This window comes from Mesorhizobium sp. 128a, from assembly GCF_053848025.1.
The window spans coordinates 17,454-33,687 of the sequence record NZ_JBSPKY010000018.1; the positions used below are offsets into that span (position 1 = coordinate 17,454).

Genomic DNA, 16,234 nt, shown 5'->3' on the forward strand with positions numbered 1-16,234 from the left:
CGGCGAATGACGAGTGCATTGGCGAGAGGCAAAATGGTTCCGTCCGCAAACCTTGGAACAATCTTGCAGCCATACGGTTTCTACCGTCGAAGGAGACGCTCCATGTTTAGATTCCTTATCCACCTCGGCGCGATTTATGCGGCATTCCAGATCGGAAGAGAGTTCGGCCGCAAGGAGACCGAAGTCATGCTCTTGCCGCCCGTTGACTATGAGCGGCGCCCGACATTGAGAAACGAAGCTGAGTTCGGAGAGCTTTAGGACCTCTCGATCCTCTGGGTGATTGCCGTGGTCGCCGCTTCGACGACAAGGTTGGGAGGGTCCCGGTCCGGTTGAGAGAGGCGCACTCGTCAGATAGCGAGAGGCAAAAGTGCAAAACTCATGTATGCGCTACACCTAACATTGCGCGCCGGGCGGATGGGTCTAATCATCTACGGCAACGCGGGGGAATGCGGTGGTTGCCAATCGTCGAAACGACATCCCATCGTCTGAGCGAGGGCTAGGACGCATTCTAGCGGCCGGGACCGCCCATCCGCGCACGGCTCTGCCCACCGTCGCAACTGTCGTCACGACGGTTGCTGCGCTGTATTTCGGTCGCGAGGTTTTTCTCCCGATTGCAATCGCATTGCTCTTGACCTTTGCGCTGGCGCCGGTTGTTGCCGGGCTGAAACGCGCCGGCCTGCCTCGGCTGCCCGCAGTTCTTCTCAGCGTAATTGGCGCGTTCGCGGCTCTGGGCCTGTTCAGCTTCATTGTTGCGACGCAGGTGAGCGAGCTTGCCCAGAACATTTCGGCCTACCAGGCTAATATTCTGACCAAAGTCCGTTCGCTCAAGGAAACGGGCGTCGGCGGCGGCATCATTGCAAGGCTGAGCGGCGTTATCGAGCGTGTCGGTCAGGAGATTGATAAGCAGGAGGTGCCGCCGCCCGTAACCGACAAGCCCCGGCGCGAGCCGGTTCCGGTCGAGATCGTGGCGCGCGAGCGACCTCTCGAGGTCTTGCAGAACATTATCGGACCATTGATCAGCCCGCTGGCCTCGGCGGGCCTGATCATCATCGTGGTCATCTTCATGTTGCTGGAGCGGGAGGATCTGCGCGACCGGTTCATCCGCCTGGTCGGTTACGGAGATCTCCACCGCACGACAGAAGCATTGCAGGACGCTGGCAAGCGGGTCGGTCGCTATCTGCTGATGCAGATGGTGGTCAACATTGTCTACGCCATCCCCATTGCGATCGGGCTTTGGGTGCTCGGCATTCCCAACGCGCTGCTGTGGGGATTGCTGGCACTGGCGCTTCGCTTCGTTCCCTATATCGGCCCCGTGATAGGCGCGCTGCTGCCATTGTTCCTCGCCTTGGCCGTGGCACCCGGCTGGTCGCTCGTGCTGTGGACCGCTGCACTGTTCATCGTGATGGAACTGGTAACCGGCAATGTCGTCGAACCGTGGCTCTACGGTTCGCGCACGGGACTTTCCCCTTTGGCTATCATCGTTGCTGCGATCTTCTGGACATGGCTGTGGGGGCCGCTCGGCCTGGTCCTCTCGACGCCGCTGACGGTTTGTCTCGTCGTCCTCGGCCGACACGTTCCGCAGTTCGAATTTCTCGACGTTCTGTTTGGCAACGAGCCTGTGCTCGAACCTCACGCCCGGCTCTATCAGCGTCTCCTGGCCGGCGATCCCGACGAAGCCACCGACCATGCCGAGGAAATCCTCGAGGAGAAGTATCTGATCGATTTCTACGACAAGGTCGCCATTCCCGCACTCCTGTTGGGCGAGCAGGACCGTATGCGTGGCGTAATGGGCGATCAGCAGCAGAGGCAGGTGGCGGCGAGCGCCCAGATCCTCGTCGCAAATCTCGCCGAGGATGCACTGGAAGAGGCAAGCGAGGAAGATGAGCCTGCAGCCACCGCGGAAGGGAGCGTAAACACGGAACTGGATGGCGTCGAAGCGGACGAGATCGAGCTGCCCGATGGCAAGGACATGTCGGTGCTTTGTGCCGGCGGTCGCGGGGAACTCGATGATGCCGCTGCCGCCATGCTCGCTCAGGTGCTGGAGGTGCAAGGTGCAACAGTGGCGAAGGCGAGTTTCGTCGATATGGAGCCGGCAGCTATTCGCCGTCTCGAGCTCGAAACCATCGACACCGTCGTGGTCGGCTTCCTGAACCGGGACTCCCTCATGCACGCACGCTTTCTGGTCCGCCGACTGAAACGCGCCAAGGCAGGATTGAGAATTGGGATTGTGTTCTGGTCGGACGCGGACGCAGGCGATCAAGAAGGGCCAGCTCTGGCCGCCGAAATCAGCGCCGATTTTGTAGCAAACGGCATGGTCAACGCTGTGCTTGGTGCGCTCTCTCCAGCGCCGGCCGTTCCTCTCAAAGTCGTCTCGAAACGGCGCGATCGACGCCGTCCGGCCCCTCGAAAACGAGCCACGGCTCAGGCGACCGCTGCAACGGCCTAGCTACGAATTCATGTGTCAGGCTGCTGCGCCGGCGCTGGAATGTCAGGTTCTGTCGGGGGTGAGCCAATGATGCGCGGCTCGCGATCGTGCTGAGGTCCCGCAACCAAATAGCAAAAGGCCTGCCTTGTGCGGGCCGTCTTGGTTTGTGATCATGCGAAAGGTAAGGGGCAGGGAGTCAGTTCCCCGTGAACCCCCGTAGACAGGAGCCATCGTGGACGCCAGACCCAATTCCCCTGAGGCACGTGACATCCGCTACCACCTGCATGGCTATACCAACGCCCGCAAACATCAAGAGTCGGGTCCGCTCATCATCGAAAAGGGCGATGGCATCTATGTCGAGGACCTGGCCGGCAATCGATACATCGAAGCGATGGCGGGCTTGTGGAGCGTAGCCGTCGGATTCTCGGAAAAGCGGCTGGTCGACGCCGCCACGCGGCAGATGTCGAAGCTGCCCTACTATCACGACTTTGGTTCGAAATCGCATTCGCCGCTTGTCGACCTGGCCGAGAAGCTGGTCCAGATGGCGCCGGTTCCGATGAGCAAGGCGTATTTCACCAATTCGGGCTCCGAGGCCAACGACACGGCGATGAAGATGATCTGGTACCGGTCGAATGCGCTCGGCCAGCCACTTCGCAAGAAGATCATCAGCCGCAAACGCGGCTATCACGGCGTGACGATTGCCTCGGCCAGCCTGACCGGGCTGCCCAACAACCATCTTTCATTCGATTTGCCGATCGCCAACGTGCTCCATACATCGGTTCCGCATTACTGGCGTGATGCCGAGCCGGGTGAAGGCGAAGAACAGTTCTCGAGCCGTCTTGCCGATGATCTGGAGACGCTGATCCTCGCCGAGGGACCCGAGACCATCGCCGCCTTTTTCGGCGAGCCGATCATGGGCGCGGGCGGGGTCATCGTTCCTCCGGCAGGCTATTGGGAGAAGGTCCAGGCGGTGCTGTCGAAATACGACATCCTGCTCGTCGCCGACGAGGTCATCTGCGGCTTTGGCCGGACAGGCGAGATGTTCGGCTCGCAGACCTTCGACATCAAGCCCGACATTATGGTGCTGTCTAAGCAGATCTCGTCGTCGTATCTGCCGATATCGGCGCTGCTTATCAATGAGAAGGTGTTCGAGCCAATCGCGGACGAGAGCGACCGCATCGGTACGTTCGGACATGGCTTCACGGGCGGCGGCCATCCCGTCGCCGCGGCCGTGGCGCTGGAGAATCTCAAGCTGATCGAGGAGCGCGACCTTGTCGGCAACGCGCGTAGGGTCGGTGCGCACATGCAGGCACGGTTGCGCAAGCTCGCTTCGCATCCGCTCGTCGGAGAGGTGCGTGGTGTGGGTCTGATTGCCGCCGTCGAACTGGTCGCCGACCGGACCAGCAAGGCGCCGTGGGGGAAGCCCGCCGCACTTGGCGGACTGGTCAACGGGTTCCTGCAGCAGAACGGGGTGATCTCGCGCAACATGAGCGATGCGATTGCCTTCTGCCCGCCGCTCATCATTACCGAGGCCCAGGTCGATACGTTGATCGATGCTTTCGAGCGATCGCTCGCCGCCGCTATGCCGTACGTTCGGCCGCCGGACTGAAACAAGGTCTGTGATTGCAGGCGAGTCTTGATGTGCCCACCATCGTCATCGAGCGACGTGCGGGCAGAAGAAGTAATCCTGCCCGTGTGGTTTGGTCCAACTGTCCGAACCATGCCGCATTGCACAATTTTTCTACTTAAGCAGAATGCCACGCATGATCCGCGCTCCACTCGCCGTCCTGGTGATCGATGAAAACCGCATCCGTGCCTCGATCATCGAGGCAGGCTTGCGTGAGGCCGGGCATGAGCGGGTGACAGTTATCCATGATGTGACCGGCATCGCACGCCGCATTGCCGAGATCGAGCCGGATGTCATCGTCATCGATCTCGAAAATCCGAACCGCGACATGCTGGAAAGCATGTTCCAGCTTTCACGCGCTGTGAAGCGGCCGATCGCCATGTTCGTCGACCGCTCCGACGAGGCCTCGATCGAAGCGGCGGTCGATGCCGGCGTGTCGGCCTATGTCGTCGACGGTCTCAGGCAGGAGCGCGTCAAGCCGATCCTCGACATGGCGGTCAGCCGTTTCAACGCTTTCTCGCGCATGGCGCGCGAACTGGAAGAGGTTCGCGGCGAACTCGAGAGCCGCAAGGTGATCGATCGCGCCAAAGGCATATTGATGAAATCGCGCGGCCTGACCGAAGAGGCCGCCTACACGCTGCTGCGCAAGACGGCGATGAACCAGAACCGCAAGATCAGCGACATCGCCCAGAGCCTGGTGACCGCCGCGGGTCTGCTGGGACCGATGGGGGACGAATGAGCATGACTGCTGCGCATCAGATCACCGCCGGGTTCATGCCGCTTTTCGACAGCGCCGTGCTGGTCGCTGCCCGCGAGTTGGGTTTCGCCGCCCGCGAAGGGGTGGAACTCAAGCTGCAGCGCGAGACATCCTGGGCCAACATCCGCGACCGCATCGCCATTGGCCATTTCGACGTTGCCCATATGCTGGGGCCGATGCCGCTTGCCTGCAGCCTTGGCCTGACGCCGCTCGCCTCCGACACCGTCGTGCCGTTCTCCTTGGGCCTTGGCGGCAACTGCGTCACCGTCTCCAACGCGGTCTGGGGCGGCATGGCAGCACATGGCGCCGAGCCGGATCTCGACCCGGCGCGCGCCGGAGCAGCACTTGGCGCATTTATCAGCGAGCGGGCAGCAACCGGCCGAGAGCCGCTGCGCTTTGCCGTCGTGCACCCGCATTCCGGGCACAATTACGAACTGCGCTACTGGCTTGCCGCCTGCGGCATCGATCCGCAGCGCCAGATCGAGATCGTCATCGTGCCGCCACCCTTCATGGCCGACGCCCTGGCCACTGGGCGCATCGACGGCTATTGCGTCGGCGAACCCTGGAACAGCGCCGCGGTCGCCGCCGGCACCGGCCATATCGTCACCGTCAAGGCGCTGCTGTGGAAGAACAGCCCAGAGAAGGTGATCGGCGCGCGCCAGGCCTGGGCCGAGGAAAATCCGCAGGCGCTGGCGGCGCTTCTGAGAGCGCTGCATCATTCCGCCCGCTGGTGTCAGGATGCGGCAAACCGAGCGGATCTGGCCTCGTTGATGGCGGAGCCTCGCTTCCTCGGCCAACCGTCGGCGATCCAGATGCCTGTCCTCACCGGACATCTCCAGCTTGGCGGCGGCGCGGAGCGGACGGTCGAGGATTTCTTCGTGCCGTTCGACAAGGCGGCGAACTTTCCGTGGAAGAGCCATGCGCTGTGGTTCTACACGCAGATGGTGCGCTGGGGCGACATCGCGCACACTCCGGAAAACCTCGCCATCGCCAGCAATTGCTACCGGCCCGACCTCTACCGCGCGGCGCTGAAGCCGCTTGGCGTGGCGCTGCCCGGCGCCAACGCCAAGGTCGAGGGCGCGCTGAAGACGTCAACGCCGGTCGGCTCGGCGGGGGCGAGCTTGGTGCTCGGCCCGGACGGCTTCTTCGACGGCCAGATCTTCGATCCCGATAAGATCGACGCCTACATTGCCAGCCAGAAATCGGGCCTGCTCCGGGCCTGATCATTTTCACGCCATTCTTGTGCATTGCACAAAAAATGTGCGTGCAAATTCTCTAGTGAACAATCTTTGGCCTCCCAGCCCTATGAGCCGGCGTGATGGGAATCGCTTCGAATTGCTGATTTCATTGATGTTTTGTCACTTGTTCAAAACTGGCACGGTTCCTGCTTTGAAATAATCAGGCCCTCACGGGTCACGGAACAGGCGTCCAATGGCGGGCGCCAAAAGGCAAAGCTGCCGCTCAGGTCTACACGCGATCCCGGATGTACGGACGCGAGGCCTGGACGGCAGCTTTTTTGTTTTGAGCCAATCGACGGCGCCCTCGCTTTCAACCGGAGACGACGATGAAGAAGACGATGAAGCAATGGATCGGGACGGGCACGTCGCTCAAGGATGTGACGCGTCGCGATTTTCTTGTCAGCAGTGCTATGACCGCCGGCCTGTTCATAGCGGCTCGCAAGCTCTTTCCCTCGGGCGCCTATGCCGCCACCGCTGCTCCGGAAGTCACCGGCGCCAAGCTCGGCTTCATCGCGCTGACCGATGCGGCACCTCTGATGATCGCCAAGGAGAAGGGGTTGTTCGCCAAACACGGCATGCCCGATGTCGAGGTGCTGAAGCAGGCCTCTTGGGGCGCGACGCGTGACAATCTCATGCTCGGCGGCGAAGCCAACGGCATCGACGGAGCCCACATCCTGACGCCGCTGCCTTACCTGATGCACACTGGCAAGGTGACGCAGAACAACCAGCCTATGCCGATGGCGATCGTGGCGCGGCTCAATTACGACTGCCAGGGCATTTCGGTGGCGCAGGAATATGCCGCCACCGGCGTCGGCCTTGATGCTTCCAAGCTGAAGGATGCCTTCGCCGCCAAGAAGGCGGCCGGCAAGGAAGTGAAGGCCGCCATGACCTTCCCCGGTGGTACTCACGATCTGTGGCTGCGCTACTGGCTGGCTGCCGGCGGCATCGATCCCGACAAGGACGTCTCGACCATCGTCGTGCCGCCGCCGCAGATGGTCGCCAACATGAAGGTCGGCAACATGGACGTCTTCTGCGTCGGTGAGCCGTGGAACGAACAGCTCGTCCACCAAGGCGTCGGTTTCACTGCCGCCACCACGGGCGAGTTGTGGAAGGGCCATCCCGAAAAGGCGCTCGGCCTGCGCGCCGAATTCATCGACAAATACCCGAACGCAACCAAGGCGATCGTGATGGCCGTCATGGAGGCCCAGCAATGGTGCGAGGCCAGCGAGAACAAGGACGAAATGGCCGCCATCATCGGCAAGCGGCAGTGGATGAACGTGCCTGCCGCCGACATTATCGGCCGCCTCAAGGGTGACATCAACTACGGTAACGGCCGGGTCGCCACCGCCACCGGTCTCTACATGAAATTCTGGAAGGGCGGCGTCTCCTACCCCTACAAGAGCCACGACAGCTGGTTCCTCGCAGAAAACATCCGTTGGGGAAAATTCGCGCCGACAACCGACATCAAGGCGCTGGTCGATCAGGTCAACCGCGAGGATATTTGGCGCGAGGCGGCCAGGGACCTCGGCGTCGCAGCGGCCGATATTCCGGCGTCGTCGTCGCGTGGTGTCGAGACCTTCTTCGACGGCAAGATCTTCGATCCGGCAAATCCGTCCGCCTATCTCGACAGCCTGAAGATCAAGGCGTTGGCCTAGGCCGGCGCAAACGGCGCAAGCCGTTTGTCGCCGCCAGCGCAACGGCGCCTTCGCACCGTTCTCGCTCGCACCACCCAAGGAGCTTTCCCAGACATGTCGATCCAGACTATCGAGGACACCAAGTTGAAGGCGTTTCCCGCCAAACCGGCTGCGGTGATCGCTTTCACCGCCAAGGCGCGGCGCCGCTTCGACCCGATCGCCATTGCCGGGAGATTGGCCACCGCCCTGGTGCCGCCGGTCATTGTCATCGTATTCATGCTGGTCGTCTGGCAGATCGCCTGCTCGTCGCCGACCGCAAGCCTGCCGCCGCCCAGCCAGGTCTGGAACGAGGCCTATGATCTGATAGCCCATCCGTTCTTCAACAATGGCCCCCAGGATATCGGGCTGGCGTGGCGGGCGCTGATCTCGCTGCAGCGCGTCGCCATCGGCTTTGGCCTGGCCGCGGTCGTCGGCATCGCGCTCGGCGCGCTGGTCGGCCAGTCGATCTGGGCGATGCGTGGCCTCGACCCGGTGTTCCAGATTCTGCGCACCGTACCGCCGCTGGCCTGGCTGCCTCTGTCACTGGCTGCATTCCGCGATTCCAGCCCGTCGGCGCTGTTCGTCATCTTCATCACCTCGATCTGGCCGATCATCATCAACACCGCCGTCGGTGTGCGCAACATCCCGCAGGATTGCCGCAACGTCTCGCGCATCCTGCGGCTCAACCAGTTCGAATTCTTCGTCAAGATCATGGTGCCGGCGGCCGCACCATACATCTTCACCGGCCTGAGGATCGGCATTGGTCTGTCCTGGCTCGCCATCGTCGCCGCCGAAATGCTGACCGGCGGCGTCGGCATCGGCTTCTTCATCTGGGACGCCTGGAACTCATCGCGGCTGCCCGACATCATCGTCGCGCTGGCCTATATCGGCGTCACCGGCTTCTGCCTCGACCGCCTGGTCGCGGCGGTCGGCGCTTTCGTCACCCGCGGCACAACGGCAAAGTGAGGAGAGGGTGATGAAAGCCTATCTGAAGCTCGACCATATCGACAAATCCTTCGCCCGCGGGAGCCAGGTCAGCGAGGTGCTGAAGGACATCAGGCTGGCCATCGATAAGGGCGAATTTGTCTCGATCATCGGTCATTCCGGCTGCGGCAAGTCGACCTTGCTAAACCTCATCGCCGGGCTGGCCAAAGTTTCCGCCGGCGCCGTGCTGCTCGAAGACAAGGAGGTCGACAGTCCCGGACCCGAACGCGCCGTGGTGTTCCAGAACCACAGCCTGCTGCCGTGGCTGACTGTCTACGAGAACATCAGTCTGGCGGTATCGAAGGTCTTCGGACGTTCAAAGAGCAAAGCCGAACGACATGACTGGATCATGCGCAATCTCGATCTTGTGCAGATGGCGCATGCAAGGGACAAGCGGCCGGCCGAAATATCGGGCGGCATGAAGCAGCGTGTCGGCATTGCCCGCGCTCTCGCCATGGAACCAAAGATCCTGCTGCTCGATGAGCCCTTCGGTGCGCTCGACGCGCTGACCCGCGCCCATCTGCAAGACGCGGTGATGGACATCCATTCCAGGCTTGGCTCGACGACGATCATGATCACCCATGATGTCGACGAGGCGGTGCTGTTGTCCGACCGTATCGTCATGATGACCAATGGCCCGGCGGCGACCATCGGTGAGGTGCTTGCTGTGCCGCTGGCCCGGCCGCGCCGACGCGTCGAACTCTCTTCGGATCGGGCCTTCCTGCGCTGCCGCGAGGCGGTGCTGAAGTTCCTCTACGAACGCCACCGCTTCGTCGAAGCCGCGGAGTAACGTTATGAGCGAAAGACTCGTCATCATCGGCAACGGCATGGCCCCGGGGCGCATGCTGGAGCACCTTTTCGAGCAAGCGCCCGGGCGCTACCAGGTCACCATTTTCAACGCCGAGCCGCGGGTGAACTACGACCGCATCATGCTGTCGCCGGTGCTGTCGGGCGAAAAGGCATTTGAGGAGATCATCATCCACGGCGACGGCTGGTACATCGCCAACGGCATCACCCTCTACAAGGGTCACAAGATCATCGCCATCGACCGGGCGGCGAAGACCGTTACGTCCGATCACGGCGTCACCGAGCCCTACGACAAGCTCGTCATCGCCACCGGCTCGGTGCCGTTCATCATTCCGGTGCCCGGCCATGATCTGCCGGGTGTGCTGACCTATCGCGACCTCGACGACGTGCAGGCGATGATGCTTGCCGCGCAGTCGCGCGCCAAGGCCGTGGTCATCGGCGGCGGCCTGCTCGGTCTGGAGGCGGCGGCCGGCCTCAACGCCCAAGGCATGGACGTCACCGTGCTGCATGTCATGCCGACACTGATGGAGCGCCAGCTCGATCCAGCAGCCGGTTATCTCCTGCAGCGCGCCGTCGAGGAGCGCGGCATCAAGGTCATCACCAAGGCCAACACCCAGGCGATCACCGGCAACGGCAAGGTCGGCCAAGTGGAACTGGCCGACGGCACCGTCATTCCGGCAACGCTGGTGGTCATGGCGGTCGGCATCAGGCCGAATTCGGCGTTGGCGAAACAGGCCGGCATCGCCGTCAATCGCGGCATCGTCGTCGACGCCGGCATGCGCAGCAACGACCCCGATATCTATGCACTCGGTGAATGCGCCGAGGTCAACGGCCAGGTCTATGGGCTGGTAGCACCCCTCTACGAGATGGCGCGCGTTGCCGCCAGCCAGCTTGCAGGCAACGAGGCCGCTGCCTTCGTCCATTCGGACACGCCGACCAAGCTCAAGGTCACCGGCATCGAGCTGTTCTCACTCGGTGACTTCGCCGATGGCGACGACCGCCAGGAGATCGTGCTGCGTGACGCTTCGGCCGGTGTCTACAAGCGCCTGGTGCTCAAGGACGACCGCATCATCGGCACCGTGCTCTATGGTGAGACGGCAGACGGCGCCTGGTTCAACGACCTCAAGAAGAAGCAGACCGATATTTCGGAGATGCGCGACACGCTGATCTTCGGCCAGGCATACCAGGGGGGTGCCCCGCTGGACCCTATGGCGGCCGTTGCAGCCTTGCCGGATGATGCGGAAATCTGCGGCTGCAACGGCGTTTGCAAGGGCAAGATCACCGGCGCGATTTCAGGCAAAGGCCTGACTTCGCTCGACGATGTGCGCGCCCACACCAAGGCGTCGGCCTCCTGCGGCTCTTGCACCGGGCTGGTCGAGAAACTGATGGTGCTGACCATTGGCGACAAATACAACCCGGCCGCCGTACAGCCGATGTGCGGCTGCACCACGCTCGGCCATGACGAGGTTCGGCGGCTGATCATCGCCAAGAGCCTGAGGACCATTCCGGCCGTCATGCAGGAGCTGGAATGGACGACCTCCTGCGGCTGCGCCAAATGCCGGCCAGCGCTCAACTACTATCTCGTCTGCGACTGGCCGGATGATTACGCCGACGACTATCAGTCGCGCTTCATCAACGAGCGCGTCCACGCCAACATCCAGAAGGACGGCACCTATTCGGTGGTGCCCCGCATGTGGGGCGGCGTGACAAACGCCGCGGAACTGCGCGCCATCGCCGATGTCGTCGACAAGTTCGAGATCCCCATGGTCAAGGTCACGGGCGGCCAGCGCATCGATATGCTGGGTATCCGCAAGGAGGACCTGCCGGCGGTGTGGGCCGATCTCGGTCAGGCGGGCTTCGTCTCCGGCCATGCCTATGCCAAGGGGTTGCGCACGGTGAAGACCTGCGTCGGCTCCGACTGGTGCCGCTTCGGCACGCAGGATTCGACGGGACTCGGCATCCGCATCGAGAAATTCATGTGGGGCTCGTGGACGCCGGCCAAGGTCAAGATGGCGGTGTCGGGGTGCCCGAGGAATTGCGCCGAGGCGACCTGCAAGGATGTCGGCGTCATCTGCGTCGACAGTGGCTACGAGATTCACTTCGCCGGTGCGGCCGGCCTCGACATCAAGGGCACCGAGGTGCTCGGCCTTGTGAAGACAGAAGACGAGGCGCTGGAGCATATCGTGGCGCTGACGCAGATGTATCGCGAGCAGGGCCGCTATCTCGAGCGCATCTACAAATGGGCAAAGCGCATCGGCATTCCCGAGATCAAGCGCCAGATCATGGACGATGGCGAGAAGCGCAAGGCCTATTACGAGCGCTTCGTCTTCAGCCAGAAATTCGCCCAGGTCGACCCGTGGTCGGAGCGCGTCTCCGGAAAGGACAAGCACGAGTTCAGGCCGATGGCCTCGGTCGGGTTTGCGCAGGCGGCGGAGTGATGGAGATGAACTGGATTGCAATCGGCGCCATGTCCGACATCCCTCGCCGTGGCGCGCGTTGCGTCGACACGCCGGAAGGCAAGATCGCCGTCTTCCGCACGGCGGACGATCAGGTTTATGCCATCGACGACCATTGCCCGCACAAGGGGGGGCCGCTCAGCCAGGGCATCGTCCATGGCGCGGCGGTGACCTGTCCCCTGCACAATTGGGTGATCTCGCTGGAGACGGGCAGGGCGCTCGGCGCCGATGAGGGCGCGGTGCGCACCATTCCCGTCAGGATTGAGGGCGAGCGTCTGTTCATCGCGCTCGAAGCGCTTGCCAGCCGCGCGGCCTGAAAAATGGAGATTGACGCAGCGCGCGAGGTGAGGACCACCTGCCCCTATTGCGGGGTGGGTTGCGGCGTGCTGGCGAAGGTCGCCGCGGACGGCGAAGTCAGCGTCCGCGGCGACCCCGATCACCCGGCGAATCTCGGCCGGCTTTGCTCCAAGGGCTCGGCCCTGGCCGAAACCATCGACCTCGACGGCAGGCTGCTGTACCCAGAAATCAACGGTCGCCGCGCCGGTTGGGACGAGGCGCTCGACCGCGTCGCCTCGACCTTCTCGCAAACCATTGCCGAGTACGGTCCGGACTCGGTCGCCTTCTATGTCTCCGGCCAATTGCTGACCGAAGACTACTATGTCGCCAACAAGCTGATGAAAGGCTTCATCGGCTCGGCCAACATCGACACCAATTCCCGCCTCTGCATGGCCTCATCGGTGGCCGGCCACCGCCGCGCCTTCGGCTCCGACACGGTGCCAGGCACCTACGAGGATCTCGAGCTCGCCGATCTCGTCGTGCTGGTCGGCTCCAACCTCGCCTGGTGCCATCCCGTGCTCTACCAGCGCATCGCTGCGGCGCGGGAAAAGCGGCCCGACATGAAGATTGTGCTGGTCGACCCGCGCCGCACCATGACTGCCGACATCGCCGACATGCATCTGGCGATCGCGCCGGATGGCGATGTCGCTTTGTTCACGGGTCTGCTCGCCTATCTCGGCCAGCACAACGCGCTCGACCGCGGCTACATCTCGGCGCACACCGCCGGTTTCGGCCAAGCCCTTTTTGCCGCCTCGAAACTCGACCTTGCCGGTGTCGCAGCCGCCACCGGCCTCAGCGAGGATGAGCTCACCCGTTTCTACAGCCTGGTCTCGGTCACCGCGAAGACCGTGACCGTCTACAGCCAGGGCGTTAACCAATCATCGTCCGGCACCGACAAGGTCAACGCCATCATCAACTGCCATCTCGCCACCGGCCGCATTGGCAAGCCAGGAGCAGGGCCGTTCTCGGTGACCGGCCAGCCCAACGCCATGGGTGGCCGCGAGGTCGGCGGCATGGCCAACATGCTGGCCGCTCATATGGAGATCGAAAACCCTGAGCACCGTGGCCGCGTGCAGCGCTTCTGGAACGCGCCGGCCGTGGCGCAAAAGCCCGGCCTGAAGGCGGTCGAGATGTTTCAGGCGCTGGCCGACGGGCGCATCAAGGCGCTGTGGATCATGGCCACCAATCCGGTCGATTCGATGCCGGACGCCGATGCCGTCGAAGCGGCAATCATGGCCTGCCCCTTCGTCGTGGTGTCCGACGTGTTGGCCAGGACCGACACGGTCCGCCATGCCCATGTCCGGTTGCCCGCCGCCGCATGGGGCGAGAAGGACGGTACCGTCACCAATTCAGAGCGCCGCATCTCACGCCAGCGGGCATTTCTGGGCCTGCCGGGCGAAGCGCGGCCGGACTGGAAGATCATTGCTGAAGTCGGCAGACGGATGGGCTTTGGCGCGGCGTTTGCGCACGAGGCGCCCTGGGAGGTCTTCGCCGAACACGCCGCGCTGTCAGGCTTTGAGAATGATGGTGCGCGGGATTTCGATATTGGCGCTTATCGTGCTCTTGGGGAAGAAGGCTACGGCACGCTGGAGCCGTTCCAATGGCCGGCGCCGAGTTCCCAGAAGACCGCACCTGGTCCCTCCATCACCCGTTTCTTCGCCGACGGCAATTTCTACACGCCCGACCGCAAGGCGCGCTTCGTCGGCATTCGAGCCGCCACGGAAATCCGCACCAATCCGGACTATCCGCTCATCCTCAACACCGGTCGGGTCCGCGATCACTGGCACACCATGACGCGGACCGGCAAAAGCGCGCGTCTGTCGCAGCACATCGCCGAGCCCTTCGTCGAAATCCATCCGACGGATGCACAGCAACACGGCATTGGCGACGCCGACATCGTGCGCATCTCCAGCCCGCGCGGCGAGGTGCTGGTGCGCGCAATGATCACGTCCCGCCAGCGCCGTGGCAGTCTGTTTGCGCCGATGCATTGGACCGACCAGTTCGCCGCCAGGGGCCGGCTCGACGCGCTCACTGCGCCGCTGACTGATCCTGTTTCCGGCCAGCCGGCGCTAAAACATGTCGCGGCCCACATCGAGAAATTTGCGGCAAGGGCCTTTGGTTTCGCCGTGATGCGCCGGCGGCCAGCGATGGTTGACGCGGCTTATTGGGCGATGGCCAAATGCATGGGCGGCTGGCGGCTCGAATTTGCTTTTGCCACCGACGACATCGACTGGGCAGGTTTTGCCCGGTCCCTGTTCGGCGCGACGCCGGAAGCCGAAATGCTCGCCTATCACGACCGCGAGGCGGGCCAGCACCGTATCGCCGCCTTCGATCACAAGCACCTCGCCGGGGCTTTGTTCGTTGCGCCCGGGCCGGTTGCGGTATCACGCGGCTGGGCAGCGCAACAGCTCGAGGAGGTGCACGCCAGCCAGCGCGAGCGCTTCCGCATCGTCGCCGGCCGCGCTGGAGCCGAACGGCCAGATGCCGGTGCGATCGTCTGTTCCTGTTTCGGCGTCGGGGCCAACCAGATCGCGACGGCTGCTGCGGCCGGCTGCACGACCGTTGATGCCATCGGCGGCGCCTTGAAGGCCGGCACCAATTGCGGCTCCTGCCGAGCCGAGATCAAGGCGATCATCCAGCTTAACCGCGTTCAGGCCGCAGAGTAGGTGCGCCAAGATCCAAAGCAGAGGGACCTGTGACTTATGGATCAGGAACCGGATTCTTGCCTACTGTGGCATCTCAAGTCCCGGCCGCAATCCTGTCGCGACGACTGAGACCCTGAATTTTCCGGCAAGGGCCCGGTCGAATATCGCGCCAACGATGATGTCGGCATCGGCGTCGACCTCCTCGCGGATGCGGGTGGCGGCCTCATCGACTTCGAACAGCGTCATGTCCATGCCGCCCGAGATCGAGACCAGGACGCCCTTGGCGCCGATCATCGAGGCTTCGTCGAGAAGCGGGTTTGCGATAGCGGCTTCGGCGGCCTTCCTGGCGCGGTCCTCACCCGTGGCTTCCCCGGTGCCCATCATCGCGCGGCCCATGTCGCGCATCACCGACTTCACATCGGCGAAGTCTAGATTGATCAGCCCCTCCTTGACGATGAGGTCGGTGATGCATCCGACGCCGGAATAAAGGACGCGATCGGCCATGGCGAAGGCGTCCGCGAAAGTCGTCTTGGCGTCGGCGATCCTGAACAGGTTCTGGTTCGGAATAACGATCACGGTATCGGCGCATTCGCGAAGCTGCTCGATGCCCTCTTCTGCGGCTTGCATGCGGCGTTTTCCTTCGAAGGTGAATGGTTTGGTGACGACCGCCACCGTCAGGATACCGGCTGTGCGCGCAGCGTTCGCTATGACGGGCGCGGCGCCGGTTCCAGTTCCGCCTCCCATGCCGGCGGTCACGAAGCACATATGGGTTCCCGCAAGGTGGTCCCTGATCTCGTCGATCGATTCCTCTGCGGCCGCACGGCCGACCGCGGGCAGCGATCCGGCGCCCAGGCCTTCCGTGACATGGGCTCCCAACTGGATCAGCCGCGACGCCTTGGACATGGTGAGAGCCTGGGCATCGGTGTTGGCGACGATGAATTCCGCCCCCTGCAGATTTTCCGCAATCATGTTGTTGACCGCGTTGCCGCCACCACCGCCGACACCGACAACAGTTATCTTCGGCCGCATTTCCGAGATGACGGGCTTTGCCGCTGTGCTCATCGTCTTGTCTCCTTGGAATTGATCGACAAAGAATTCATCCCGGAGCGCGCCGTTTGAACACGCCTGGTGCAAGAATCAGGTTCCATAGCCTTGGCGCAGGGAATCAGAGGGTGAGCTTTGCGGCAAGACAAGATGTGGCGCTCGTACCATATATGCTTACCCGAGCCGACCTCCTGAACGAGTCTCCAGTGCGATCGTCCGCGATTGGTGAGCCATTAGCAGTT

General features: G+C 63.0%; 12 protein-coding genes. 11 read left to right on the forward strand and 1 reads right to left on the reverse strand.

Annotation, left to right across the window (positions count from 1 at the left end; translation table 11 throughout):
• Positions 1-102: 102 nt before the first annotated feature.
• The 11 genes from ACWTU9_RS25470 to ACWTU9_RS25520 all read left to right on the forward strand — a co-directional run bounded on the left by ACWTU9_RS25470 (position 103) and on the right by ACWTU9_RS25520 (position 14,969).
• On the forward strand, positions 103-258 hold the full coding sequence (locus ACWTU9_RS25470) for a hypothetical protein (RefSeq protein ID WP_455860714.1): 156 nt from the start codon (positions 103-105) through the stop codon (positions 256-258).
• A 193-nt stretch (positions 259-451) separates the two neighbouring features.
• Positions 452-2,446 (forward strand): AI-2E family transporter, encoded by a 1,995-nt coding sequence (locus ACWTU9_RS25475; protein WP_455860715.1) that lies wholly within the window; start codon positions 452-454, stop codon positions 2,444-2,446.
• Positions 2,447-2,657: 211 nt separating this feature from the next.
• Positions 2,658-4,034, forward strand: a complete 1,377-nt coding sequence (locus tag ACWTU9_RS25480; RefSeq protein ID WP_455860716.1) for an aspartate aminotransferase family protein — start codon at positions 2,658-2,660, stop codon at positions 4,032-4,034.
• Positions 4,035-4,188: 154 nt separating this feature from the next.
• Positions 4,189-4,791, forward strand: coding sequence for an ANTAR domain-containing response regulator (locus ACWTU9_RS25485; protein ID WP_455860717.1), 603 nt, complete (start codon positions 4,189-4,191; stop codon positions 4,789-4,791).
• A gap of 2 nt (positions 4,792-4,793) precedes the next feature.
• Positions 4,794-6,032, forward strand: a complete 1,239-nt coding sequence (locus tag ACWTU9_RS25490; RefSeq protein WP_455860718.1) for a CmpA/NrtA family ABC transporter substrate-binding protein — start codon at positions 4,794-4,796, stop codon at positions 6,030-6,032.
• A 341-nt stretch (positions 6,033-6,373) separates the two neighbouring features.
• On the forward strand, positions 6,374-7,702 hold the full coding sequence (locus ACWTU9_RS25495; protein ID WP_455860719.1) for a CmpA/NrtA family ABC transporter substrate-binding protein: 1,329 nt from the start codon (positions 6,374-6,376) through the stop codon (positions 7,700-7,702).
• Between the two features lie 93 nt (positions 7,703-7,795).
• Positions 7,796-8,686, forward strand: a complete 891-nt coding sequence (gene ntrB / locus ACWTU9_RS25500) for a nitrate ABC transporter permease (protein WP_455860720.1) — start codon at positions 7,796-7,798, stop codon at positions 8,684-8,686.
• 10 nt (positions 8,687-8,696) lie between these two features.
• Entirely contained in the window at positions 8,697-9,494 is a 798-nt protein-coding gene (locus ACWTU9_RS25505) for an ABC transporter ATP-binding protein (protein WP_455860721.1), read from the forward strand.
• 4 nt (positions 9,495-9,498) lie between these two features.
• A complete protein-coding gene (nirB, locus tag ACWTU9_RS25510; RefSeq protein ID WP_455860722.1) occupies positions 9,499-11,949 on the forward strand; it encodes a nitrite reductase large subunit NirB in 2,451 nt (816 codons plus the stop codon).
• Positions 11,949-12,284, forward strand: coding sequence for a nitrite reductase small subunit NirD (gene nirD, locus ACWTU9_RS25515; protein ID WP_454585389.1), 336 nt, complete (start codon positions 11,949-11,951; stop codon positions 12,282-12,284). Before nirB ends, nirD begins: the two co-directional genes overlap by 1 nt.
• A 3-nt stretch (positions 12,285-12,287) precedes the next feature.
• Positions 12,288-14,969 carry a nitrate reductase gene (locus ACWTU9_RS25520; RefSeq protein WP_455860723.1) on the forward strand — a complete coding sequence of 894 codons (2,682 nt, stop codon included), beginning with the start codon at positions 12,288-12,290 and terminating at the stop codon, positions 14,967-14,969.
• Between the two features lie 60 nt (positions 14,970-15,029).
• On the opposite strand, the gene ftsZ is transcribed toward ACWTU9_RS25520, so the two are convergent.
• On the reverse strand, positions 15,030-16,010 hold the full coding sequence (gene ftsZ / locus ACWTU9_RS25525) for a cell division protein FtsZ (RefSeq protein ID WP_455860724.1): 981 nt from the start codon (positions 16,008-16,010) through the stop codon (positions 15,030-15,032).
• Between the last annotated feature and the right edge of the window lie 224 nt (positions 16,011-16,234).

Bases quoted from the DNA above. Each gene is read 5' to 3' on its own strand.
- nirD (WP_454585389.1), top strand. From the start codon at position 11,949: ATGGAGATGAACTGGATTGCAATCGGCGCCATGTCCGACATCCCTCGC.
- ACWTU9_RS25495 (WP_455860719.1), top strand. From the start codon at position 6,374: ATGAAGAAGACGATGAAGCAATGGATCGGGACGGGCACGTCGCTCAAG.
- ACWTU9_RS25490 (WP_455860718.1), top strand. From the start codon at position 4,794: ATGACTGCTGCGCATCAGATCACCGCCGGGTTCATGCCGCTTTTCGAC.
- ACWTU9_RS25520 (WP_455860723.1), top strand. From the start codon at position 12,288: ATGGAGATTGACGCAGCGCGCGAGGTGAGGACCACCTGCCCCTATTGC.
- ACWTU9_RS25505 (WP_455860721.1), top strand. From the start codon at position 8,697: ATGAAAGCCTATCTGAAGCTCGACCATATCGACAAATCCTTCGCCCGC.
- ftsZ (WP_455860724.1), bottom strand. From the start codon at position 16,010: ATGAGCACAGCGGCAAAGCCCGTCATCTCGGAAATGCGGCCGAAGATA.
- ACWTU9_RS25470 (WP_455860714.1), top strand. From the start codon at position 103: ATGTTTAGATTCCTTATCCACCTCGGCGCGATTTATGCGGCATTCCAG.
- ACWTU9_RS25485 (WP_455860717.1), top strand. From the start codon at position 4,189: ATGATCCGCGCTCCACTCGCCGTCCTGGTGATCGATGAAAACCGCATC.
- nirB (WP_455860722.1), top strand. From the start codon at position 9,499: ATGAGCGAAAGACTCGTCATCATCGGCAACGGCATGGCCCCGGGGCGC.
- ntrB (WP_455860720.1), top strand. From the start codon at position 7,796: ATGTCGATCCAGACTATCGAGGACACCAAGTTGAAGGCGTTTCCCGCC.